The organism is Hydrogenophaga taeniospiralis CCUG 15921, from assembly GCF_001592305.1.
Taxonomy (GTDB): Bacteria; Pseudomonadota; Gammaproteobacteria; order Burkholderiales; family Burkholderiaceae_C; genus Hydrogenophaga; species Hydrogenophaga taeniospiralis.
The window spans coordinates 47,715-69,568 of sequence record NZ_BCWR01000019.1 but is presented as its reverse complement, the minus strand read 5'-3'; the positions used below and the strand labels follow the sequence as shown (position 1 = coordinate 69,568).

The window sequence follows — 21,854 nt, the reverse complement described above, 5'->3', positions numbered from 1 at the left end:
GCCCCACCCGAAAGAGCGCCCCCATGAAGCCCTTGCACCGCCACACCCTCCTGGGGCCCTGCGTCCTGTCCACGCTGCTCGCCACCGGCCCGGCCTTCGCCGCCCAGCCGGCCGCATCGCAGCAAGTGTTGTCGCTGACCCAGGGGACGATGCACGAGCTGCTGTTCGACCAGGGCATCGAGCGCATCGCCATCGCCGACGAAGCGGTCGCCAGCATGGCGCTGTCGCGCGCCGGCCTGAACGGCAAAGCGGTGCGCGTGCTGATCACGGCCAAGGCCGCGGGCAGCACCTCGCTGATGCTGTGGGTCACGGGCGAGAAGGACGCCAGGCGCTACGCCATCGAGGTGCGGCGCCGCGAGCAGACGCTGGACCAGACCCACCCCAGCACCCAGGCCTACCTGCAGGCCGCCCGCTCGGCCGAGGCCGCGCGCGGCAAGGACGAGCTGCTGGTCAACCAGGCCCGGGTGGACGTGAAGAGCCACACGGTGCAGGTGGACGTGAAGGTGGTGGAGTTCAACAAGCGCGTGCTCAAACAGGCCGGCCTGAACCTGTTCAGCACCGCGCCCAACCAGCGCGGCTTCAGTTTCGGCGTCTTTTCCCCCAGCTCTCTGACCAAAGCCACCTGGGGGGCCAACGGGGAGCTCGCCACCGAGTCCATCTCGCCGCTGGCGCAGGCCTTCGGTCTGGTGATGAGCTTCGGCAAGGCCAACCTCGGCCTCAATCTCGGCCTGCTCGAAAGCAACGGGCTGGCGCGCGTGCTGGCCGAACCCACGCTGGTGGCGCTGTCCGGGCAAAGCGCCAATTTCCTGGCCGGCGGCGAGATCCCGGTGCCGGTCGCGCAGGGCCTGGGCACCTCCACCATCGAGTTCAAGCCCTTCGGCATCGGCCTCACGGTCTCGCCCACGGTGCTGTCCAACGAGCGCATCGTGCTCAAGGTGGCCCCCGAGGCGAGCGATCTGGACTACACCAACGCCGTCACGCTCAGCGGCATGTCGGTGCCCGCGATCTCCACCCGGCGGGCCGACACCACCATCGAACTCGGCGACGGCGAGAGCTTCGTCATCGGTGGCCTGGTCAGCCGCACCACGAGCTCCAACGTGGACAAGGTGCCCGGCCTGGGCGACATCCCGGTGCTGGGCGCGTTCTTCAAGCGGCAGAACTACCAGCAGAACGAGACCGAACTGGTCATCGTGGTGACGCCGACCCTGGTCAGGCCGCTGGCGCGCGGCACCGACCTCCAGAGCGCGCTGCCCGGCGCCCGCGAGATCCGGGACCCCGCGGTCTGGCGCGGCCACTTCATCGGCACCACCGCCGACGAAGCCCTGCCCGGTTTTTCCCAATGAGGCCGCCCGCGGCATGCCCACGATGAAAAACGCCCCATTCACCCCTCTTCACAGCGTCGCCGACAGCGTCTACCTGTACGTCTCGGTGCAGGGCCCGCACATCAGCTGGCTGACCCACGCGCTGGCGGACCTGGGCTCGGTGACCACGGTCGCGGTCGACGAAAACACCGTCGGCGAGCGGGTCGCGATGCTGCACCCCCAGTGTGTGTTCCTCGACTTCAGCGACGTCGACGCCGCGCGCGCCGGCCGCATCGTGGACCTGTTGCGCCGCGACTGGCCCGAGGTGCTGCTGATCGGCACGGGCCGCGAGACCGACACCCAGTGCACGCTGCTCGCGCTGCGCAGCGGGGTCGACGATTTCGTCTTCGTCAGCGCGTCGAACGAGGCGGTGCAGTCGGTCATGCAGGCGCTCATGGTGCGCCGGCTGAGCGACCGCGAGAAGGCCCGCGGCCGCACCATCGCGCTGCTGGGCGCGCGCCCCGGCCTGGGGGTCAGCACCCTGGCGAGCAACCTCGCGGTGAGTCTGCAGGAAATGCGCAACGCGGCGCAGGCGCAGCCGCAGGCGGCGAACCGGCTGGCCCAGCGCCTGGGCGTGGTCCTGCTCGACCTGGGGCTGCCCGCGCGCGACGGTCTGCTCTACCTGGGACAGGAGAGCAGCTTCAGCTTCGTCGACGGCGTGCGCAACCTCAAGCGGCTGGACCAGACCCTGCTGCAGACGGCGCTGGCCCACCACCCCAGCGGCATGGCGCTGCTGCCGCTGCCGGCCAGCCTGGCGCAGATCAAGGAGGTGTCGCACGCGGAGTCGGTCTCGCTGATCCGGCGGCTCTCCGACTTCTACGACTTCCTGATCACCGATCTGGGCGGCTTCAGCACAGTGGACTTCGTGGCGCAATCGGTGCGCGACGCCGAAAAGGTCTGGGTGGTCTGCGACCAGAGCATCGGCGGCATCGTGTCCACCTCCACGCTGCTGCGCGAGCTGCGCGACCGCGGCCTGGACACCCAGCACTTCGCCCTCGTGCTCAACAAGTACAGCCCCAGCATCGGCCTGCCGGCGAGCGACATCGCCGCGCGGCTGGGCATCCCGCTGGGGCATGTGATCCCCGACCGCAGCACCCCGCTGCTGATCGCCGCGAGCAAGGGCGAACTGATCTCGCGGGTGGCCCGCAACGACCCCTACGTCACGGCCCTGGGCGGGATGATCCGCAGCCTCGGGCCCTGGCCCGGCGGCACCCCGTCCCCCTCGGCCGGCCCCGGCATCTGGGCGCGGTACATGGCCCAGCTGATCGGCAAGTGGAAGAGTTAAGGAAGCACCACCATGACTTTGGACGTTGAGTTTTCCGACGACAGGCAGACCTTCCAGAACTCGCAGGAGTTCCAGACCATCAAGGCCTTCATCCACGAACACCTGCTCAACCGGATCGAGGAGCTCGGGGCCGAGTTCGGCCGCTGGTCGCGCAGCTCGATCCAGCAGTTCGTCAACCTGGAGTGCGAGAGCCTGGTGCGGCTGCACCGGGTGCCGATCAACAGCCAGGAGACCCAGCTCCTGGCCGAGGCCCTGACCAAGGAGTTCGCCGGCTTCGGCCCGCTGGAGGACATGCTCAACGACCCGGCGGTGGAAGACATCCTGATCAACGGCAGCAAGCAGATCTACGTCTCCAAGCACGGGGTGCTGCAGAAGGCGGTGCTCAACTTCGCCGACAACGCGCACCTGATGCGCATCGTGCGGCGCATCCTCGCGCCCATCGGCCGGCGGCTAGACGAGTCCAACCCCATGGTCGACGCGCGGCTGAGCGACGGTGGGCGCATCAACGTGGTGATCGAGCCGCTGGTGATCAACGGCCCGGTGGTGTCGATCCGCAAGTTCCGCAAGGACCCGCTCACGCCGGAAGACCTGCTCAAGCTGGGCACCTTCGACCTGGCCATGGCGCAACTGCTGGAGATGGCGGTGCGCGCGCGCTGCAACATCCTGATCAGCGGCGGCACGAGCTCGGGCAAGACCGCCCTGCTCAACGCGCTGGCGAGCTTCGTGCCCGACAACGAACGCGTGGTCACCATCGAAGACACGGCCGAGCTGGCCCTGAACCACCCGCACGTGGTCCGCATGGAAAGCCGGCCCGGCAGCTACGACGGAGCCGGCAACGTGAGCATCCGCGACCTGCTGCGCAACAGCCTGCGCATGCGCCCGGACCGCATCATCGTCGGCGAGGTGCGCGGCGCCGAAGTGATCGAGATGCTGCAGGCCATGAACACCGGGCACGACGGCTCCATGGGCACCATCCACGCCAGCTCGCCGCGCGAGTGCCTGTACCGGCTGGAGATGCTCGCGGGCTTTGCCGGCTACCAGGGCAGCGAGGTCAGCCTGCGGCGCCAGATCGCCAACGCCATCGACTTCATCATCCAGATCGGGCGCCTGCCCAACGGCGGGCGCCGCATCATCTCGATCAGCGAGATCACCGGCCTGAACGACAACGTGGTCGCCATGCAGGAGCTGTTCCGCTACGAGCCGCAGCCCCTGCCCGACGGAGACGAGCGCGACCGCTGGATCTCGCTGGGCATCAGCCCGCACTCGCCCAAGATCGTGCGCCTGCGGCAGGTGCTGCAGCGTCAGCACAAGGACAGCTGACATGACCGGCCCCTGGGTATTGCTGTTCAGCCTGACCCTGGCCCTGGGCGGCGCGCTGCTGCTCCTGTGGGACATGGCGGCGCGCCAGCGCCGGCGCCAGACCGCCAACCAGACCCTGGCGAAGAAGATGGCACGGGAGGGCGCGGCCCTGGCCGCCGAGCTGCGCTTTGGCGCGCCGCCCGCCCTGGAAGAGCCTCCCCAGGTGGCGCGCAAGCGCGAGCTCTTTCCCATGCCCGAGTGGCTGCTGGGCGCGCTCTCGTCCCGCCAGCTGCTGGCCGGCGGGCTGCTGATCGTGGCGGCGGTGGTGGTCGCGGGCACGCTCTCCAGCTGGATCGGCGCGGCCGGCCTGCTGGCGCTGCTGCTCACGCTGGGCGCGTTCTATCTCTGGACCCGGGTGCAGAAAATCCGCACCGAACTGATCCGCCAGCTGCCCGGTTTCCTGGACATCATTGCCCGCCTGATCGTGGTCGGCAACTCGACCCAGGCCGCCTTCCAGATGGCGATCCCCAGCGTGCAGCCCCCGCTGCGCCAGCAAATGGACAACGCCATGAGCCTGGTGCGCGCCGGGCTGGACATCGACCAGGCGCTGCAGCAGGTCGCGAACAAGGTGCGCTTCGAAGAGATGCAGCTGCTCGCGTCCATCATGGGCCTGGGGGTGCGCTACGGCGGCCGCTCGGACGTGCTGCTGGAGCGGGTCGCGCACTTCATGCGCGACCGCGAGGAGATGGAGCACGAGCTGGTGGCCATGTCGGCCGAGACCCGCATGTCGGCCTGGGTGCTGGGCCTGCTGCCCCTGGTGGTGGGTGCGGCCATCATCACCATCAACGGCGCGTATTTCGCCCGCCTCTGGGACGACGGCACCGGGCGCCAGCTGGTGCTGGGCGCGGCCGGCCTGCAGGCGCTGGGCGTCTACCTGCTCTACCGCCTGTCCCGGCTGGAGTGACCCCCATGACGGCCCACACCCTCCTGCTGCTGTCCCTGGCCTTGCTGAGCCTGGCCCTGGTGCTGATGGCCGCGCTGCTGCTGCGCCGCCAGCGGCTGCAGCGGCGCGGCGCCGAGGTGATCCAGAACGCGCTGGACCGCAGCGCGGCCGGCCAGCCGCGGGAGAGCGACGGCCCGGCCGCGGCGGCGCCCAACCGCGACGAGCAGTTGCCCGCGCACTGGCTCGACACCCGGCTGGGCCGCCTGCTGGTGGCTGACGAAGACCGCCAGCTGATCAGCCAGTGCGGCTTCCCCTCGGTGCGGGCCCAGCTCACCCTGCTGCTGACCCGCGCCGCGCTGGCGGTGGGCCTGCCCCTGCTGGTGGACGCGCTGTTCGTGCACGGGTCCGACACCTCGCGCAAGGGTTTCCTGCTGCTGGCCATGGCCTTCGTGGTGGGCTTCATGCTGCCCAAGTGGCTGCTGCAGCGCCTGGCCGCGCGCCGCCGCATCCGCGTCTCGCACGAGCTGCCGCTGTTCGTGGACCTGCTCGGCCTGCTCCAGAGCGTGGGCCTCAGCCTGGACCAGAGCCTGCAGATCATCGCCAAGGACTTCACGGGCGTGATCCCCATCCTCGGCAACGACGTGGCGACGGCGAACCGCCAGTACAACCAGGGCCGCACGCGCGAACACGCGTTCCAGCGCATGGCCGATCTGCACCAGAACCAGCACCTCACCGACCTGATCTCGCTGCTGATCCAGGTGGACAAACACGGCGGCGCCATCCAGGAGCCGATCCGCCAGTTCAGCGAACGCTTGCGGGTGCACCGCAAGGCCGAGATGAAGACCCGGGTGGGCGTCATCACGGTGAAGATGACCGTGGTCATGGTGACCACGCTGTTGCCCGCCCTGCTGATCATCGTCGCGGGGCCGGGCTTCCTCGCGGTCATCCGGTCTCTCGGGAGCATGGTGAAATGAACCCTCGCTGGTCTTGGACCCTTCCCCTGTGCGCGGCCCTGCTGCTCGGCGCCTGCGCCGCGCGGCCCACGCCGCCGCAACCGGGCGCCGACGGCGCCGCCGCCCCCACGGGCACGGGCCCCGGCCCCACGCTCGACAACCTGCCCACCTACCTGTCCCTGGTGCGGCAGATGCAGGGCAACGGCCTGTGGTTTGCGTCGCTGGCGCACATCGACGCGCTGGAGCAGAAGTGGGGCGCCTCGCCCGACTCCCGGCTGCTCAAGGCCGAGGCGCTGCGCCAGACCGCGCAGTGGAGCGCGAGCCGCCGCCTGTACGAGCAGCTGCTCGACACCCCGGTGCGCGGCGCCGCCTACCGGGGCCTGGGCCTGATCGCCGGAAGCCAGGAGGATTTCCCCCGCGCCATCCTGATGCTGGAGAAGGCGCGCCAGCTCCTGCCCACCGACGGCCTGGTGCTCAACGACCTGGGCTACGCCTACCTGCTGGCGCAGCGCTTTGAAGAAGCCCGGCTGCCGCTCATGCAAGCCTCGGAGCTGCTGCCCAGCCACCCCCGGGTGGCGAGCAACGTGGCCCTGTACCACCTGAGCACCGGCCAGCCGGAGCACGCGCGGCGGTTGATGGCGCAGCGCGCGCTCAGCCCGGCCACGCGCCAGGCCATCGAGCAACTGGCGCTGGTGCTGCGCCCCGGCGCCTCGCAGCCCGCGCCCTCGTCCAGCCTGGTGCTGAAAAGCGCGCAGCGCCTGAGCCAGGCCAGCCTGGCCGAAGCCCAGGCCACAAAGCCTCAATGACCCCCCAACGAACGGCTTGTACCCATCCACACGAAGGGCCTTCCGCATGAACACCCACCGCCCCCTGCTCCTGACCCTGCTGCTCGCCAGCACGCCCCTGTGGGCGCAACCCGCCGCGCCCACGACCGCGCCCGCCCCGGGCGAAGCGGCCAGCCGGGTGGCCGTGGGCGACGCCACGCGCAGCCTGCTGCAGCGCCAGCGCGAGGGCAGCGACGCCTCCCCCGTGCCGCGCCCCATCGACGGCAGCGTGGCCGAGATCAGCCACCAGCGTTATCTCAAGAGCTTCCAGACCGAGCTGCCGCTGTGGTTCGGCTCCCGCCTGGGCGACGCCTCCGCCGGCTCGGCCAAGGAATAAGGCGCATGGCCGCTGGCGTCCCCCCCTCGCACCAGCCCCGCGGCAGCCGCCCGCGCCAGGGCGGCGCGTACGCGGTGGAGTTCGCCGTGATCTTCCCGGTCTTTTTCGCGCTGCTCTATGCGCTGCTGAGCTACGGCATCGTCTTCAGCCTGCGCCTGGGCCTGCAGAACGCGGCCGAAGAAGGCGCGCGCGCCGGCCTGCGCTACCAGGTCGCGGGGAGCGGGAGCCAGCTGCCGGCCCGCATCGACGCCGCAAAAAACCTGGCCACCAGCCTCGTGACCTGGCTGCCCGAAGCCCCGCAGGTCAGCGCCAGCGTGTGCCGGATCGACGGTGGCGCCTGCACCGAAGACGGATTGACCGTGCTGGACTGCGGCGTGCACATCACCAGCGGCTGCCAGATGACCGTGACCGTGACCTACCCCTACGCCACCCACCCGGTGGCGCCCGCCCTGCCCGGGTTCGGCATCTTCATGCCCGAGACCCTGGTGGGGCAGGCCAGCATGCTGCTCGATGGAAGGGCCCTGTGATCACCCGGCCCACCCACCTTCATCTCATGCGCCAGCGTTGCCGCCTGCATTCGGCGCGCCTGCGTTGCCGAGGCGTGGCGGCGGTCGAGTTCGCCCTGATCGCGCTGCTGCTCCTGCTCTTCCTGTACGGCCTGGCCACCTTCGGCGCCGTGCTCTACACGCAGCAGGCGGTCTCGCGCGCGGCCGAAGACGGCGCGCGCGCCGCGGGCATGCCCTCGCCGCTGGAGCCGGTGGGACTGACCCGGGTGCGCAGCGTGGTGCTGGAGTCGCTGGCGCAGTCGCTGATCGCGCCCCCGGCACAGAACGGCAGCCCGGCGCTGCGCCAGGCCTGGCTCGACGACGCGGTGGACGTGCAGTTGCAGCTCGTGGGCGAACCGGGGCAACCGTCGTCCCGGGCCGACGTGGTGGTGAGCTACCCCTACAGCGAAAACCGGGTGCTGCCCTCCCTGCCCCTGCTCGACACCAGCCTCTGGATGGCCGACACCCTGGAAGGCCGCGCCTCGGTGGCGCTGGAGTTGAGATGACACTGGAGATGACACCCCCCCGCAGCGCTTCGCGCTACCCCCTCAAGGGGGCAACCCGGTGCGGCCCGGCAAAGCCGGTTCCGCCGGGTTCCCGGTTAAGGCATCTCGCGCATCGCCAGTCCGGCTCCGTGCTGGTCCAGGCGGCCATGACGCTGGGCATCGCCGCCATCCTGCTGGTCGGGCTCGATCTGGGCTATCTGTTCTTCATGAAGCGTGAGCTGCAAAAGACCGCCGACCTCGCGGCCCTGGCCGCGGCGCCGCACGTGCAGGCGAGCAGTTGCGCGTCCGCCCAGACCGTGGCGCTGGAACACGTCACGCACAACCTGGAGGGCTACACGCCCACGGTGGTCTGCGGGCGCTGGGACCCGGCCTATGCCGTCGACGCGCATTTCAACGCAGACGAGACCGCGTTCAACGCCGTGCGTGTGAGCTTCAGCGCCACGCCGCCGGCGCTGCTGCCTCTGGACATGGACCGCACCATCGCCGTGACGGCGGTGGCCTCGATCGACCCGCCGGTCGCGGCCTTCACCGTGGGCTCGCGGCTGTTGCGGCTGGAGGCGGGCAGCCTGCTGCCCTCCATCCTGGGGGTGCTCGGGGTTGGCCTGAGCGACGTCGACATCCTGAGCTACCAGGGGCTGAGCAACGCGTCCATCACGCCCGCCGGCCTGCTCGAAGCCCTGGGCATCCCGGTGACCACCGATCTGGACGTGGGCACGCTCAACGCGCTGGCCGACATCCAGAACCTCAGCCTGGGCAAGCTGCTCAACGCCAGCCTGACCGCGCTGCAGGCCCAGGGCAACGCGGCCAACGCCCAGGTGGCGCTGCTCTCGCACCTGATCGCGCACCTCAGCGCCGACGCGCTGGCCACGCAGATCCCGCTCTTCGGGAACGACGACACCCCCGGCGTGCTGCTCGGGCTGGACAACACCGGGACCTCGGCGCTCGACGCCGAGGTGAATCTGCTGAGTCTGGCGGGCACCGCGCTGAGCGTGGCCAACGGCACCCACCTGGTCGCCCTGCCCGAGCTGAGCATTCCCCTGCTGGGCGTGGAGGCCCGGGCCAGCGTCGTCGAGCCCCCGGCCGTGGGCATCGGGGGCATTGGCACGGTGGCCCGCACGGCCCAGATCCGTCTCTACCTGCGCGCCCAGACCGACGAAATCCCCCTGGTCGGTGGCCTGCTGGGCCTGCTCGGCACGGGCCTGGACCTGCCGCTGATCCTGGAGCTGGTGCAGTCCACGGGTGAGCTGACCGCCGTCGATTGCCAGTCCGAGCGCCAGAACGCGTCCATCGCCGTGAGCGCCGCGCCGGTGGCGCTGTGCATCGGCCGCTTCCAGGACATGACCAGCGTGAGCGACAGCAACCTGCTTCACTTCTTCTCCGAGAACAACCGCTGCGTCGCCGACGGCAGCGGCGTGATTCCCGATGCGTCCGCCGGTGTGCGGGAACACCAGATCCTGTCGGTGCTGGATCTTTTTGGCGTCCCGATCGTTCCCCCCGCGCGGGTGGCCCTGCCACTGCTGTCGTCGCAAGCCCCCGTGGACACCGGGCCGCTCAACGAGCCGTCGGACCCGCCCGATGGCACGCACCAGGCCACGGTGGGCGGAGCCTCCTTTGGCGTGAGCCAGACCGTCTCCAGCATCACCGATGCCCTGCTGGGCGAAGGCCTCGGCGACGTGCTCGCCACGCTCGACCCCATCCTCAACGCCGTGGTGCAGAGCCTGCTCGACGTGCTCGGCCTGAACCTGGGGGAGACCGACGTCGAAGTGCTCTCGGTGAGCTGCGGCAAAGCCAAGCTGGTCTATTGAAACCATGAAGAAACCCCCGTCCATGCCACGCATCGCCTGTCGCGTCCCTGTTGTCACAGCCCCCCACGCCGAGGCCCGGTGGCGGGCTCTGCCCGGTGGGAGAGGAACCGCCTCATGAAAGAGCTTTTGACCCTTGACGATCTGGAGATCTATGTCTGGGAGGGCAAGGTCGACATCTACGACCGCGTGGCCCAGTGCATGTCCACCTTCGACGTGGAGATCGTGCGCGCCGACGGCCACCCGATTCCCGAGGAGCGGCTGCGCCACCGCATGACGGTGGCCGTGATCAGCGTCACCGCCATCGAAAGCGGCCTGCTGACCATGGCCTCGGAGGTGTTGCGCGGCATCCCGGTGGTGTGGGTGGGCGCGGCCACGCGCGACCGCGACACGCACACCTACCCCGCCGAATACCTGCACGTGCTGCCCTACGACTTCACCTGCGCCGAGCTGCGCACCATGGTCACCAAGGTGGTCCGCCAGCTGCAGGCGCACGGGTCCTCGCCCGACAAGCCCGAGACCCTGATCGCCAACTCCGAGTGCATGCGCGCGCTGCTGGAGGAAACGCAGACCTTCGCCAACTGCGACCACAACGTGCTCATCCGCGGCGAGACCGGCGTGGGCAAGGAGCGCATCGCGCAGCAGCTGCACATCGGCCACCAGGACTATTCCAAGGGCCCGTTCGTGGCGGTGAACTGCGGCGCCATCCCCGACGGGCTGTTCGAGTCGCTGTTCTTCGGCCACGCCAAGGGCTCGTTCACCGGCGCGGTGGCGGCCCACAAGGGCTACTTCGAGCAGGCCACGGGCGGCACGCTGTTCCTGGACGAGATCGGCGATCTGCCGCGCTACCAGCAGGTCAAGCTGCTGCGGGTGCTGGAAGACAACGCGGTCACGCGCATTGGCTCGACCACCTCGATCAAGCTGGACTTCCGCCTGGTCGCGGCCACCAACCGCGACCTGCGCGAGCTGGTGCGCCTGGGCGAGTTCCGCTCCGACCTGTTCTACCGGCTGGCGGTGATCGAGCTGCACGTGCCCAACCTGGAGCAGCGCGGCGAGATCGACAAGATCGCCATCTTCAAGAGCATCCTGCTCTCGGTGATCGACGGGGTGGACGACGTGGACCCCGAGATCCCCTACTGGCTGGTGGAGACCGTGGCCAGCATGGAGTACCCGGGCAATGTGCGCCAGCTGCGCAACCTCGCCGAGCGGGTGGGGGTGGTGGTGCGCCAGGTGCGCCGCTGGGACCAGGCCCTGATCCAGCGCGCCATGGGCCATTCGCGCGACCTCGTGGTGCTGGGCAATGGCGCCGACCGGCCCGACCGGCGCCGCTGGAACGGCGACGAGCGCAACCGCATCATCGAAGCGCTGCAGGAGCACGAGTGGCGGCGCCAGGACACGGCCCAGCACCTGGGCATCAGCCGCAAGGTGCTGTGGGAAAAGATGCGCAAGTACCAGATCATCGACGGCGAGCCTGGCATTCCCGACATCCCCGACGTGGCGTAGCGGCCCTGCCCGCGGTACACGAAACGGCCCAACCGGGGACACCGCCGGGCCGGCTTTGCCGGACGGCCAGTGTCGCCCCCTTGAGGGGGTCGCGCGCAGCGCGGCGGGGGTGTTTCATCGCGCAGCGAGCTCGCGCTCCAAGTGAAGGCGCAGAGCCGCCACGGCCACACCACCCTGCGGTGCCTCGGGCACGGGGCAGCCCGCCGTCACCGGGCACCGGCCCTGCGCCAGCCACAGCAACCCCGACGAGCCGCCCTGGGCGAACAGCTGGCCGACCCAGCCGGCATCGCTGGCCGCGTCCAGCGCCAGGCGGCCACTGACCCGGGCCAGCCGCAGCTCGTTGGTGCGCAGGTCGGCCACGGCGTCCACGAAGTCGAGCAGTTGCAGATCGTGTTCCACCTGCGCGTCCAGCACCTGGAGCAGGGTCTCGCGGCCGACCTCCAGCATGCGCCGGCGCCCCTGCACCAGCAGGGCCGCTTCGCGCACCGCCCCGGCCAGCTCGGACACCTTCTGTTCACCCGCCTGCGCCTGGCCCCAGGCCGTGTTGCTCAGCTGCGCCAGCTGGAGCCGCACCGCCTCCAGCTTGGCCTCCTGGTTCGCCAGCTCGGCCAGCGCGGTCTTCACCTTGAGCTGCAGGTCGAAACCATTGCCGAAATTCCAGTTGAACTCCAGCCCGGTGCGCGTCGAGTCGGCGTAGACCACGCCGCGCGGGTCGCGGGTCTTGGCCACCACGACCTCCACCGCCGGAAAGCGCGCGGCCTCCTGCTGGCGCACCAGCGCCTGGGCGTGTTCGATGCGGCTGCGCGCCTCGGCCAGCTCGGTGCTCTGCGCCTCTACCCGGGCCAGCAGGTCCTGCTGCGACACCGGCTTCCATTGCGCCGGGATCGCCAGCGCCGGCAGGCGCGAGGGCTGGGGCGCAAAGCCGAAATAGCTCTCGAACTTCGCTGTGGCGTCGGCCAGCTGCACCTCGAACTCCTGCCGCTTGGCCGCGAACGCGGCGCGGCGCGAGCGCGTCATGCGCAGGTCGTTTTCGCCCACGGCGCCCAGGTCCACCTTGCGCTGCTCCAGGCGCGAGAGCTCGTCGAGCGCGGCGACGGCGCTTTGCGCCACGGTGCGCTTGTTCTCGAAACGCAGCACCTGCATGTAGGCCGTCAGGGCGTCGAGCGCGACCTTCTGCGAGGTGGACTTCATGGCCATCTCGAAGGCCACGCTGTTGGCCTGGGTGGCGTCGATCCGGGAGCTGATGACGCCGCCGTCCAGCAGGGTCATGCGCGCGGTGGCGGACACCACGCGGTAGCTCTCGCTCCCGCCGTCCCCCTGCGAGCTCGACGAGCCCGCGCCCGTGCCCAGCTGGAAGCGGGGGTAGCGCGCGTACTGCGCCGCCTCCAGCTCGATCGCCTTGCTGTCCGCCGCGGCCTTGGCCGAGAGCACCTCGGGGTGGGCCTGCATCGCCTGCAGCAGGCCGCTGCGCAGGTGGCCGAGCTGGGTGCTCACACCCAGCACCTCCAGGTTGACCTGGCGCGCGGAGCGCAGCGCCAGCGGCGGCGGTTCGGCGGCATGCGGGCCGGCGTTCAGGCCGCAGCACAACAGCAGGCCCAGGGGCCAGGCACGGGGGTGGGTCATGGTCAGGGCTCCCGGAAGGCTTCGCGCTGCAGCTTGAGCACCGGGCGCAGCAGGTACCAGATGAAGGGATCGCGCCCGACCTTGAGATCGATCTCGGCCTCCATGCCCGGGGTCACGCGGTTCTGCGGAAAGCCGATGAAGGACTGGCTGGTGCTCAGCAGCAAGCGGTAGTAGGGCGGCGCGTTGGGCGTCGTGGCATCGCGATCGGCGTCGGCCGCGACCAGGGTCACCGTGCCGTCGATGGTGCCGTAGCGCAGGAAGTCGTAGGCCGTGACCTTCACCTGGGCGGTCTGGCCCGGCGAGACGAAGCCGCGGTCGTTCGGGCTGAGCTTGGCCTCGATCATGATCACCTCCTCGTCGGGCACGATCTCCATGATGGGCTCGCCGGGCTTGATGACCCAGCCCGGGCTCGGGTTGCGCGAGCCCTTGACGATGCCTTCGGTGGGCGCGCGCACCACCGTGCGCTCGCGCTGGGCCTGGGCCCGGGCCAGGTTCTCGTTGAGGCTGGCAATGTCGCGCTCGACCTCGGCCAGTTCCTCCGACGCGCGGCGGCGAAAGCGCCCCGTGACCTCGGCCACCTTGGCCTGCGCCTCGGCGATGGCCGCGCGCGCCGACACCAGGGACTGCTGGGCCACCTGCAGCTCGCTGCGGGCGGCCTCGTGCTCGCGGCGCTTTTGCAGCACCTCCAGCTGCCCCACCAGCTTTTCCTGCAGCAGCTGGTTCGAGATCTCGACCTCGTTCTGGAACAGCCGCACCCGCTGCTGCAGGCCCACCACCTTGGCCTGCTGCTCCAGTTCCTTGCTGCGGGCCTGCTCCAGCTGCGAAGCCGCGCCCACCAGCAGCCCGCGCTGCTCCTGCATGCGGGCTTCGAAAGCGCCCATCTCGCCCTGCACCACGGCGGCGTCCAGCGCGGCGGGGAACATCTCGCGCAGCAGAGGCTGGTCCAGGCTTTCGGCCTTGAGGCGGATGCGCGCGGCCTGGTTCGAGGCGAAGCGCGCCGAGAGCTCTTCCAGGTTCAGGCCGTTGCCGCCCAGGTCGATCTCGACCAGGGGCTGGCCCTCGCGCACGCGCTCGCCGTCCTTCACCAGCACGGCGGCGACGATGCCGCCTTCGAGGTGCTGCACGGACTTGACGCGGTCCGACGGGATCACCCGCCCGGGCGCGACCACCACGGTCTCGACCGGGTAGCCCAGGCCCACCACCGCCAGCACGGCCACCGCGCTCCACAGCATCCAGTAGACGCCGCGCCGCTCGGGTTGCCCCGCCACCGCGCCGCCCGGACGGCGCCGCAGCACATCGGGCAGGTCGGGCGAGTTGTCCGGATGTTTCATGTGCCCACCCCCATGCCTTTGAGATGCACCACCGAGCCGCCGCTGGCGACCGCTTCGCGGGCCGGCGTCGGCACCGGCACCGGGCGCTGCACGCCGAACAGCCGCGGCACCATCTCGGCCGGCGTGCCCTGCTGCACCGTGCCGTCGCCGCCCACGTAATAGATCTGCGTGGCGATGGAGACCATGCGCAGCGAATGCGTCACGACCACCACGTTGCGGCGCTTGGCCACGGCGCCCAGCGCGGTCATCAGGTGGGTCTCGCTCTGGTAGTCCAGGTCGTTGCTGGGTTCGTCGAGGATCAGCACCGCGGGCTTGCGCAGGAACAGCTGGGCCAGCGCGAGCTTGCGCCGCTCGCCCACCGACAGGCCCATGCCGCCCTCGCCCACCTCGGTGCGGTAGCCCTGGGGCAGGCGCGAGATGAACTCGTGCGCGCCCGACAGCCGGCAGGCCGAGACGATCTGTTCGTCGCTCTGGCCGGGTGCGGCCCGGCGCAGCGACTCGATCAGCGCGCCGCCGAACCAGTACACCTCTTGCGACAGACAGCTGATCCAGCCCACCAGCTCCTCGCGCGAGAACTGGGCCAGGTCGTAGCCGCCGATGTGGATCGCGCCCTCGCTGGGGCTGTAGAGCCCGCCCAACAGTTTCACCAGGGTCGATTTGCCGGCGCCGTTCTTGCCCACGATCACGTGCAGGCCCACCGGCCCCATCTCCAGGTTGAGCTTTTCAAACACCGGGCGTGGCGCGTCGGGGAAACGGAAGCTCACGTCCGTGAGGCGCAGCAGGCCGGGCGGCTTGGTCAGCTCCACGCCGCTGGCGGCGCGCTCCACCGGCTCGGCCAGCACCTTCTCCAGCCGCTGCGCCGCTTCGGCCGCGCGCGCCAGCCCACGCCAGCCCGAGGCCATGCCCGCCACCGGCGACAGCGCCTTGATCGCCAGCAGGTTGACGGCCATCAGGCCACCCACCGTCATCAGCTGCTGGGTGACGGCCACGGCCCCGGCGGTGACCACCAGCACGGAGAACACCGTGAGCAGCACGGTGCTGCTGTCGCGCGCGGTCTCCAGCTCGCCGTTCTTGCGGAAGCTCTCGGCCAGCCAGTTGCGGTAGGCCTGCAGCCACATCTGGACCACCGGCGCGTCGTGCCCCAGGGTCTTGATGGTTTCGCGTGCGCGGCAGATCTCGGAGACCACGCGGTCCACGTCGCGCGCGCGCTGCGTTTCTTCCACGCGGCCGGCGCGCACCTCGTCGGCCCACCACCAGGCCAGGAAGGCCATGACCGCCAGGAACAGCACCACGATCGGCAGCACCGGCAGCGCCACCACGCCGATCACGGCCAGGGCAAACAGCGCCATGGGCAGATCGAAGATGGAGCCCAGCAGCCCGCCGGTGACCGTGCCGCGCACGGCGCCCACGTCGCGGAACAGCATGAACCAGGCCGACGCGGGCCGCGCCTCCAGCGCCATCAGGGGCCGCTTGAGCATGGAGCCCATCAGCGACTCGGAGACGTGGTGGTCGATGGTGGCGCCGGCGTTGCGCAGGTCGCGCGAGCGCCGGGTGCGCAGCCAGAACTCGATGCCGAGGAACACGAAGATGCCGGCCACCAGGGCCACCAGCGTGGCCGTGCCGCTGCGCGAGATCACCCGGTCGTAGACCTGGAGCACGAACACCGAAGGCAGCAAGCCAAACAGGCTGATCGGCAGCGACCACAACGCGGCCCGCTTGAGCAGGGGGTAGGCGTCGTCGAAGGCCTTCGTGAGGCCCTGCGCAAAGGGGCTCTCGGTGCCGTCGGTGGGCGCCCTGGCCACGAGTTGGCGCGGAAGCAGGAGTTTGATCATGGGCAACCTTCCGGCAGGGGGGTGCAGGCCTCCACGGCCACTTGGGTCTGCTGCTGCATCAGCCAAGCGTGGTAGGCGACGTAGCCCGACAGGTAATGCTCCACGTCGTCGATGCGGACCCGGAACGAGTGATGGCGGATGAAGAACGAGCCCACGATGCTGTCGGGCTGCTTGAAGTACATCGCCATCTCGGGCCAGAAATGGCCGTTGAGCATGTGGTGGGCCCGGTGCACCAGCGCTTCGCGGAAGGTCTCCTGGTCCAGATCGGCCAGCAGGTGGCCCAGCTCGGGGCGGTCCTGCAGGCGGCGCAGCATCTGGCTGGAGGCCATCATCAGCTCCAGCAGGGTGGGGAAAGTGGTCCGGCGGTGGCGCACGAAGCCGATGTGGCCCTCGATGTTCTGCAGGCCGAAGCGGAAGTACTTTTCCTCGGGGCGGTAGCGGGTCAGCTCGTTGACGCTGTAGCTCAGCCAGTGGTCGTGGTGCTGCCAGTGCCGCGACGCGATGAAGTGTTCGAACGCCTTCTCGGCCATGGCCAGCCAGCGCGGGTTGCCACTGAAGCCGTAGAGCCGGCACAGGCTGAACGCGGCCTCGCCTTCGTAGTAGATGATGCGGAACGGCTCCTTGACCTTCAGGTTGCGCGCATGGAGCACGTGGGTGAAGGCGCCGCTGCGGGGGTCCTGCATCAGCTCGATGCCGGTGCCGAGGCGCTCCAGCAGGTCGGCACAGGCGCTGGTGCCCATGACCTCGCTGTACTTGACCAGCGCCAGGATCGCCATCGCGTTGCCGCCGAGCTTGATCTCCTGGCCCACCTCGTCCACGAGGAAGGCGGCGCGCCGGCCGTCGGGCAGCTGGCAGGTGCGGATCAGGCGCTCCACCAGGTACACCAGGGCACGATCGATCGCGGCCTTGAGTTCTCCGCCCTCGATCAGCTCCCACGACTCGATCATGGCGTAGGTGGAGCTGGCGTGGCGCAGGGCGTTGTAGGTGTCGATCCGGCGATCGAAGCAGGGAAAGCGGCCGTAGATGAAGCGCCCGTCTTCCTGCACCTGGCGCGCCAGGTACTCGGCGCCCGAGCGCACCAGGCCACGCACGGTGGCGGCGTCGAGCTCGGCCAGGTCCCGCCGGCCGGCGTCCGGCCCCTGGCCGCTGAGGGTATGGGCGCGGCCCTGCTCGTCGCAGAACACCCCGGCGGTGGTCAGCAGGTAGACCGGCGACGAGGGCAGCAGGACCGGCGCGAAGTCTTCGCCAAACCGGATCCGGCCGTAGCGCTGGAGGTGGCCCATGTTGACCTCGGCGTGCGCGATGGCGGCCCCGCCGTACACCATGGCGTTGGCGTTGATCTCCTGCTCGGTGAAGGCGTGGCGAAAGCCTTCGTCGAGCGCGAGGCCGTAGCGCAGGTAGTTGCGCTTGACCTGCTGGAGCTGTTCCTGGAACTGGCTCCAGGCCATCGCCCGCACCGAGGTGACCACGTCCACCCGCAGCCACATGGGCTCGCTGCGCTGGGTCGCCGCGCTCCAGGCCTGCACCCAGTCCACGCCCTGCTGCCAGGCCTCGTCGAGGCTGGTGGCGCTGACGTGGAACACTCGGGCCCGCGACCGCCGGTCGCTGACCGAAAAGAACAGGGTCTGCGCGGGCCAGGGGCCCACCGACGTGTTCCCGGCCGGCAGCAGCTGCCGGCACATGCTCAACTGGTCCTGGAGGGTCATGGCGGTATGGGTGTGAAGGCTGGCGGGGCAGGCCGCGGTGCGGGCGGGCCCGCAGCGGCCCGGCTCATCGGTAGCTGAACTCCACCCGCCGGTTGAGCTGGTGGCCTTCTTCGGTCTGCAGCTGGGAGGCCGGCTTTTCCTTGCCGAAGCTCACCGCCTCCAGCTGGCTGTCGGCCACGCCCATGCGCATCAGCGCTTGCCGGACCGTCTCGGCGCGGCGCTGGCCGAGCCCGATGTTGTATTCCGTGCCCCCGCGCTCGTCGGTGTGGCCGTCGAGCTGCACCTTGCGGCCGGTGTTCTGGCGCAGGTACTCACCGTGTTGTTCCACGATGCGCAGGTACTGCGGCTGCAGGGTCGACTGGTCGAAGCCGAAATAGACCGTGCCGGACACGCCCATCGGCCCCAGCACGCTCGGCACCGGCGCGGGTTCCACCCGCCGGACCACGGCGGCGTCCTGCCGCTTGTAGGCCTGGTAATACACCTGCTGCGTGGCGCCCTCCTGGGGCTGGGTCGCGCAGCCGCTGGCGAAAGCGGCCACACAGGTCCATAGAAAAAGCTGCGTCTTCATGAGTTTCCTCCCGCCTTCCCGGCGGTAGCGCCGGGAAGGCCCGTTGTGGAGATGGATCGGATCAAACCGGCAGGCCCTGGGTCAGGTCCACCACCGGCGTGAGCGCCCCGTCGAGCGGCGCCATGCTGGTCACAGGCTCCAGGGTGCTGCCGAGCAGGTCGCCGTCGGTCACGCTGCCCAGCAGGCCGTCGTCGCCGACCACGCCATCGAGCAGATCGCCTTCGGTCACACCGCCCAACAGGCCGTCCTCACCGACCACGCCACCGAGCAGGTCGCCGTCGGTCACGCTGCCCAGCAGGCCGTCTTCACCGACCACGCCACCGAGCAGATCGCCGTCGGTCAGACCACCCAACAAGCCGTCTTCACCGACCACGCCGCCTAGCAAGTCGCCATCGGTCACGCCGCCCAACAGATCGCCGTCGGTCAGTCCACCCAGCAGGCCGTCCTCGCCGACCACGCCACCCAGCAGATCGCCCTCGGTCAGGCCGCCGAGCAAGTCGCCGCCGACCACACCACCGAGCAGGTCCCCTCCCAGCAGATCGCCCTCCAACACGTTGACGACGCCGTCGGTCACGTAGTCCACCTGCGTGTCCACGGCGCCCAGCGTGCCGTCCAGCGCACCGTCGCCCAGCAGGCCATCGGTCACGGGTGCCAGCAGGTCGCCCGCCGTGTCCGTCACGGTGCCGACCACGCCATCCACGCCGTCCAGCGCGTTGGGGTCGTCCGCCTCGAAATCGGTGCCCAGCACCGGGGCCAGCAGGCCGCTGGTGGTGTCGGTTACGTTGTCAACCACGTCCACCACCGGAGCCAGGGTGTCGCCCAGGCCCAGGAGGTCCGTGCCGTCCAACACCCCGCCCAGCAGCCCTTCGGACGGATCGAGCAGCGCGTCGCCGGTGGTGGGCTCCTGCACATCCAGCAAGCCACCGAGCAGACCGTCGTCGGTCAGCAGCTCGCCCACCAGACCATCGTCGGCCAGCAGGCCCCCCACCAGACCGTCGTCGCCCACGGTGGCGCCCAGCACGCCATCGACCACACCGCCTTCGTCCAGCAGCCCGTCGGTGAGGCCGCCCAGGCCGAGGCCGTCCAGCGCATCACCGACCAGCGTGCCGTCGTCCACCAGGTTGCCGACCGCATCCGTGAGGTAGTCCACCTGCCCCACCGTCGAGCCCAGCAGCATGTCGGTCGCCCCGTCACCGAGCAGGCCGTCCACGACCGGCTCCAGCAGGTTTTCACCGGTGTCGGCCACTTGGTCCACGAAGTCGTCGGCCGGCTCCAGACCGTTCGGATCGTCCTCCGTGAATTCGTCACCCACCAGCGGCGCCAAGGCATCGCTCAGGGTGTCGGTCAGCTCGCCCGTCGTGGACGCCACCGGGTCCAGGACCCCTTCAAGCACGAAAGTCCTGTCGAGAGAATCCACCGTCCCGTCGGCCAGGTCGCTGCCCGGATCGAACAGCTTGTCGCCGCCGTCCGCGTCCGAATCGGAGTCAGCGTCAGCGTCAGCGTCGGCATCGGCATCGGCATCAGCATCAGCATCAGCATCGGCATCGGCATCGGCATCGGCGTCAGCATCGGCATCGGCATCGGCATCGGCGTCGGCATCGGCATCGGCGTCGGCATCGGCATCGGCGTCAGCATCGGCATCGGCATCGGCGTCAGCATCGGCATCGGCATCGGCATCGGCGTCAGCATCGGCATCGGCGTCAGCATCGGCATCGGCATCGGCATCGGCATCGGCGTCGGCGTCGGCGTCAGCGTCGGCATCGGCATCGGCATCGGCATCGGCATCGGCGTCTGCATCCGCATCAGCATCCGCATCGGCGTCGGCGTCGGCATCGGCATCGGCATCGGCATCGGCATCGGCATCGGCATCGGCATCGGCATCGGCATCGGCATCCGAGTCATCGCCATCGTCATTGAGCATCGCGGCGACGGCCCCGACGCCGAGGGCACCGAGGGCAAACTCGCCCAGGGCCAGGCCGCCACCCAACAAGGACGGGGCGGCTTTCTTGACCATCAGCACGGCCGCTTCCGCGGCACCCTCTCCCGTGGGGACAAAGTCGCCCGCCGCGAGGTCGATCACCGCCTGCTGCGCGCCGTTGGGCAGCGATGCGACGCCGATGGTGGCGTCCGTCCCGCCCACCAGCGTCCCCTGCAAGGGCGCCTGGTTGGCGGCCGAACCCGGGAATGTCACGGCAGCCTGGCCTCCCTGGGGCACCAGTACCTGGTCGCCCACCTTCAGGGCCACGCTGTCCTGAACGGCCATGCGCTGCCCCTCACGGACCACCACCACCCCCGGTGATGCGTTGGACAAGACGCCCAGCTCCGCCACCGACGCAGACGCCGAATTCGCCGCAGCACCGGCCACCCCTTGGTTCAATACAGTTTCAGTCGCCATAACACCCTCTCCAGTTAAAAGTACACCACCCATCGATTGCCGCCAAAGGCCATCACACGGCACAATTCCGCCGGATTCATGCCCAATGCCCATGCCATGCACGGGCCATTCAATTTCCGGTATATGGACCCGGTCAATGGAATGGATACCCATGAAACAATCGCTCAACGCCCTTCAAATCGCAACTTGCATGCCAGGCATTCCAAAGCCCCAACAACGCCCCGCCAACCCCCAAAAATGGGTAAAAATGCCGCATTTCAACGGCATTTCCGGAAAAACTTCACACTCCTGAGCCTCACCCTGCGGGTCACCGGGTTCCGGCCCCGCCGGCGTTACGCCAGCGGTGTGCTCCGCGTTACGTAACGGTCCCACGCCTGGCCGGCGGCCGGGGCAACGAGGCACGCCCATTCCCCGATGCGGCCAGTACCCTTTCCACACAGAGGGCCAATTCATCCCGGGATTTCTCCATGCCGAAATGGCTGGCCAATGCACCTGCATCCATGCACAACGCCACCAGCCCGGCATTCCCTTGATGGCGGTACAGCCTGCGCAATTCGTCTTCCACCCAGCCATACCCGAGAATGCTTTCGGGGTGGTCAATATCGAATTCCAGGTTTTCCAGCATGGCCCGCGCGCGCGACGACACAAACAGCTTGCCCAGCCGGTGGTCATTGAGCATGTTTTTCATGCCTTTGACCGGTGGCCGCCCCGGTGAAACGGTGAATCGGAATCCGTGGATTAGGGTGGTGCCATTCATCCGGCCAAACGTCAGGTACACCACTTTCTCGCGTTCGATGATCCCGGGCACGGCCGACCGCCGCACGACCAGGCCGCCCGGAAACCAGCGCTCCGCGAGCCGCCACCAGTTCTCCAGCACGACCACGTCCAGTGGTTTGTGGCGCTCGGTGGTGAAGGCACCCCGGGCCAGTTTCCGCAGGCTGCCCGAGCGGATGAGGTCCTTGACGTCTTCGGAGGGGTAGGCTTTTTTCAGCTCATCCGAAAAGATGATCGCCCCGGGCGGGTCCGGCTGCATGGGTCAGA

The 21,854-nt window shown here is 69.6% G+C and carries 19 protein-coding genes; 12 read left to right on the top strand and 7 right to left on the bottom strand.

The genetic code is table 11. The features are described from left to right. Window positions 1-23: 23 nt before the first annotated feature. From HTA01S_RS20595 to HTA01S_RS20545, 11 genes are all read left to right on the top strand, one after another. Entirely contained in the window at window positions 24-1,343 is a 1,320-nt protein-coding gene (locus HTA01S_RS20595; protein WP_084236381.1) for a type II and III secretion system protein family protein, read from the top strand. Window positions 1,344-1,365: 22 nt separating this feature from the next. Next, window positions 1,366-2,646 (top strand): AAA family ATPase, encoded by a 1,281-nt coding sequence (locus HTA01S_RS20590; protein WP_068174745.1) that lies wholly within the window; start codon window positions 1,366-1,368, stop codon window positions 2,644-2,646. 12 nt (window positions 2,647-2,658) lie between these two features. Continuing rightward, window positions 2,659-3,966 carry a CpaF family protein gene (locus HTA01S_RS20585; RefSeq protein WP_068174744.1) on the top strand — a complete coding sequence of 436 codons (1,308 nt, stop codon included), beginning with the start codon at window positions 2,659-2,661 and terminating at the stop codon, window positions 3,964-3,966. 1 nt (window position 3,967) lies between these two features. After that, window positions 3,968-4,909 carry a type II secretion system F family protein gene (locus tag HTA01S_RS20580; protein ID WP_084236379.1) on the top strand — a complete coding sequence of 314 codons (942 nt, stop codon included), beginning with the start codon at window positions 3,968-3,970 and terminating at the stop codon, window positions 4,907-4,909. Between the two features lie 5 nt (window positions 4,910-4,914). Beyond that, window positions 4,915-5,862: a type II secretion system F family protein gene (locus tag HTA01S_RS20575; protein WP_068174742.1), complete on the top strand. Its 948-nt coding sequence runs from the start codon at window positions 4,915-4,917 to the stop codon at window positions 5,860-5,862. Beyond that, window positions 5,859-6,647: a tetratricopeptide repeat protein gene (locus tag HTA01S_RS20570; protein ID WP_068174740.1), complete on the top strand. Its 789-nt coding sequence runs from the start codon at window positions 5,859-5,861 to the stop codon at window positions 6,645-6,647. The genes HTA01S_RS20575 and HTA01S_RS20570 overlap by 4 nt, the downstream gene beginning before the upstream one ends. 46 nt (window positions 6,648-6,693) lie before the next feature. Continuing rightward, the gene (locus tag HTA01S_RS20565; protein WP_068174738.1) at window positions 6,694-7,002 is read left to right on the top strand and encodes a DUF3613 domain-containing protein; all 309 of its coding nucleotides are present in this window, start codon (window positions 6,694-6,696) and stop codon (window positions 7,000-7,002) included. Between the two features lie 5 nt (window positions 7,003-7,007). After that, window positions 7,008-7,529 carry a TadE/TadG family type IV pilus assembly protein gene (locus HTA01S_RS20560; protein WP_068174736.1) on the top strand — a complete coding sequence of 174 codons (522 nt, stop codon included), beginning with the start codon at window positions 7,008-7,010 and terminating at the stop codon, window positions 7,527-7,529. Between the two features lie 26 nt (window positions 7,530-7,555). Further along, complete coding sequence (locus tag HTA01S_RS20555; RefSeq protein WP_157572204.1) at window positions 7,556-8,053, top strand: TadE/TadG family type IV pilus assembly protein; 498 nt, start codon at window positions 7,556-7,558, stop codon at window positions 8,051-8,053. A gap of 128 nt (window positions 8,054-8,181) precedes the next feature. Next, window positions 8,182-9,858 (top strand): pilus assembly protein TadG-related protein, encoded by a 1,677-nt coding sequence (locus HTA01S_RS20550; RefSeq protein ID WP_068174732.1) that lies wholly within the window; start codon window positions 8,182-8,184, stop codon window positions 9,856-9,858. A gap of 114 nt (window positions 9,859-9,972) precedes the next feature. Continuing rightward, window positions 9,973-11,358 carry a sigma 54-interacting transcriptional regulator gene (locus tag HTA01S_RS20545; RefSeq protein ID WP_068174729.1) on the top strand — a complete coding sequence of 462 codons (1,386 nt, stop codon included), beginning with the start codon at window positions 9,973-9,975 and terminating at the stop codon, window positions 11,356-11,358. A 114-nt stretch (window positions 11,359-11,472) separates the two neighbouring features. Here the strand turns inward: HTA01S_RS20545 and HTA01S_RS20540 are convergent, their stop codons facing one another. The 6 genes from HTA01S_RS20540 to HTA01S_RS25725 all read right to left on the bottom strand — a co-directional run bounded on the left by HTA01S_RS20540 (window position 11,473) and on the right by HTA01S_RS25725 (window position 20,729). Next, complete coding sequence (locus tag HTA01S_RS20540; RefSeq protein WP_068174727.1) at window positions 11,473-12,981, bottom strand: TolC family protein; 1,509 nt, start codon at window positions 12,979-12,981, stop codon at window positions 11,473-11,475. A 2-nt stretch (window positions 12,982-12,983) separates the two neighbouring features. Next, window positions 12,984-14,312, bottom strand: a complete 1,329-nt coding sequence (locus HTA01S_RS20535) for an HlyD family type I secretion periplasmic adaptor subunit (protein WP_068174725.1) — start codon at window positions 14,310-14,312, stop codon at window positions 12,984-12,986. Continuing rightward, window positions 14,309-16,144, bottom strand: coding sequence for a peptidase domain-containing ABC transporter (locus HTA01S_RS20530; RefSeq protein ID WP_084236375.1), 1,836 nt, complete (start codon window positions 16,142-16,144; stop codon window positions 14,309-14,311). The genes HTA01S_RS20535 and HTA01S_RS20530 overlap by 4 nt, the downstream gene beginning before the upstream one ends. Then, the gene (locus HTA01S_RS20525) at window positions 16,141-17,850 is read right to left on the bottom strand and encodes a hypothetical protein (protein WP_068174723.1); all 1,710 of its coding nucleotides are present in this window, start codon (window positions 17,848-17,850) and stop codon (window positions 16,141-16,143) included. Before HTA01S_RS20525 ends, HTA01S_RS20530 begins: the two co-directional genes overlap by 4 nt. Before the next feature lie 64 nt (window positions 17,851-17,914). After that, on the bottom strand, window positions 17,915-18,418 hold the full coding sequence (locus HTA01S_RS20520) for an OmpA family protein (RefSeq protein ID WP_068174721.1): 504 nt from the start codon (window positions 18,416-18,418) through the stop codon (window positions 17,915-17,917). Window positions 18,419-18,479: 61 nt separating this feature from the next. Further along, window positions 18,480-20,729, bottom strand: a complete 2,250-nt coding sequence (locus HTA01S_RS25725; protein WP_176579531.1) for an autotransporter outer membrane beta-barrel domain-containing protein — start codon at window positions 20,727-20,729, stop codon at window positions 18,480-18,482. Between the two features lie 235 nt (window positions 20,730-20,964). Here HTA01S_RS25725 and HTA01S_RS25420 point away from each other — a divergent pair, with 235 nt between their 5' ends. Then, complete coding sequence (locus HTA01S_RS25420; protein ID WP_157572203.1) at window positions 20,965-21,105, top strand: hypothetical protein; 141 nt, start codon at window positions 20,965-20,967, stop codon at window positions 21,103-21,105. Between the two features lie 63 nt (window positions 21,106-21,168). Here the strand turns inward: HTA01S_RS25420 and HTA01S_RS20510 are convergent, their stop codons facing one another. Further along, window positions 21,169-21,846: a hypothetical protein gene (locus tag HTA01S_RS20510; protein ID WP_068174719.1), complete on the bottom strand. Its 678-nt coding sequence runs from the start codon at window positions 21,844-21,846 to the stop codon at window positions 21,169-21,171. Window positions 21,847-21,854: the final 8 nt, after the last annotated feature.

Excerpts from the sequence above, each read along its gene's own strand:
- HTA01S_RS20575 (WP_068174742.1), top strand. The coding sequence starts at position 4,915 with ATGACGGCCCACACCCTCCTGCTGCTGTCCCTGGCCTTGCTGAGCCTG.
- HTA01S_RS20555 (WP_157572204.1), top strand. The coding sequence starts at position 7,556 with ATGCGCCAGCGTTGCCGCCTGCATTCGGCGCGCCTGCGTTGCCGAGGC.
- HTA01S_RS20540 (WP_068174727.1), bottom strand. The coding sequence starts at position 12,981 with ATGACCCACCCCCGTGCCTGGCCCCTGGGCCTGCTGTTGTGCTGCGGC.
- HTA01S_RS20525 (WP_068174723.1), bottom strand. The coding sequence starts at position 17,850 with ATGACCCTCCAGGACCAGTTGAGCATGTGCCGGCAGCTGCTGCCGGCC.
- HTA01S_RS20545 (WP_068174729.1), top strand. The coding sequence starts at position 9,973 with ATGAAAGAGCTTTTGACCCTTGACGATCTGGAGATCTATGTCTGGGAG.
- HTA01S_RS20570 (WP_068174740.1), top strand. The coding sequence starts at position 5,859 with ATGAACCCTCGCTGGTCTTGGACCCTTCCCCTGTGCGCGGCCCTGCTG.
- HTA01S_RS20585 (WP_068174744.1), top strand. The coding sequence starts at position 2,659 with ATGACTTTGGACGTTGAGTTTTCCGACGACAGGCAGACCTTCCAGAAC.
- HTA01S_RS20580 (WP_084236379.1), top strand. The coding sequence starts at position 3,968 with ATGACCGGCCCCTGGGTATTGCTGTTCAGCCTGACCCTGGCCCTGGGC.
- HTA01S_RS20520 (WP_068174721.1), bottom strand. The coding sequence starts at position 18,418 with ATGAAGACGCAGCTTTTTCTATGGACCTGTGTGGCCGCTTTCGCCAGC.
- HTA01S_RS20535 (WP_068174725.1), bottom strand. The coding sequence starts at position 14,312 with ATGAAACATCCGGACAACTCGCCCGACCTGCCCGATGTGCTGCGGCGC.
- HTA01S_RS20560 (WP_068174736.1), top strand. The coding sequence starts at position 7,008 with ATGGCCGCTGGCGTCCCCCCCTCGCACCAGCCCCGCGGCAGCCGCCCG.
- HTA01S_RS20565 (WP_068174738.1), top strand. The coding sequence starts at position 6,694 with ATGAACACCCACCGCCCCCTGCTCCTGACCCTGCTGCTCGCCAGCACG.
- HTA01S_RS20595 (WP_084236381.1), top strand. The coding sequence starts at position 24 with ATGAAGCCCTTGCACCGCCACACCCTCCTGGGGCCCTGCGTCCTGTCC.
- HTA01S_RS20510 (WP_068174719.1), bottom strand. The coding sequence starts at position 21,846 with ATGCAGCCGGACCCGCCCGGGGCGATCATCTTTTCGGATGAGCTGAAA.
- HTA01S_RS20590 (WP_068174745.1), top strand. The coding sequence starts at position 1,366 with ATGAAAAACGCCCCATTCACCCCTCTTCACAGCGTCGCCGACAGCGTC.
- HTA01S_RS20530 (WP_084236375.1), bottom strand. The coding sequence starts at position 16,144 with ATGATCAAACTCCTGCTTCCGCGCCAACTCGTGGCCAGGGCGCCCACC.
- HTA01S_RS25420 (WP_157572203.1), top strand. The coding sequence starts at position 20,965 with ATGAAACAATCGCTCAACGCCCTTCAAATCGCAACTTGCATGCCAGGC.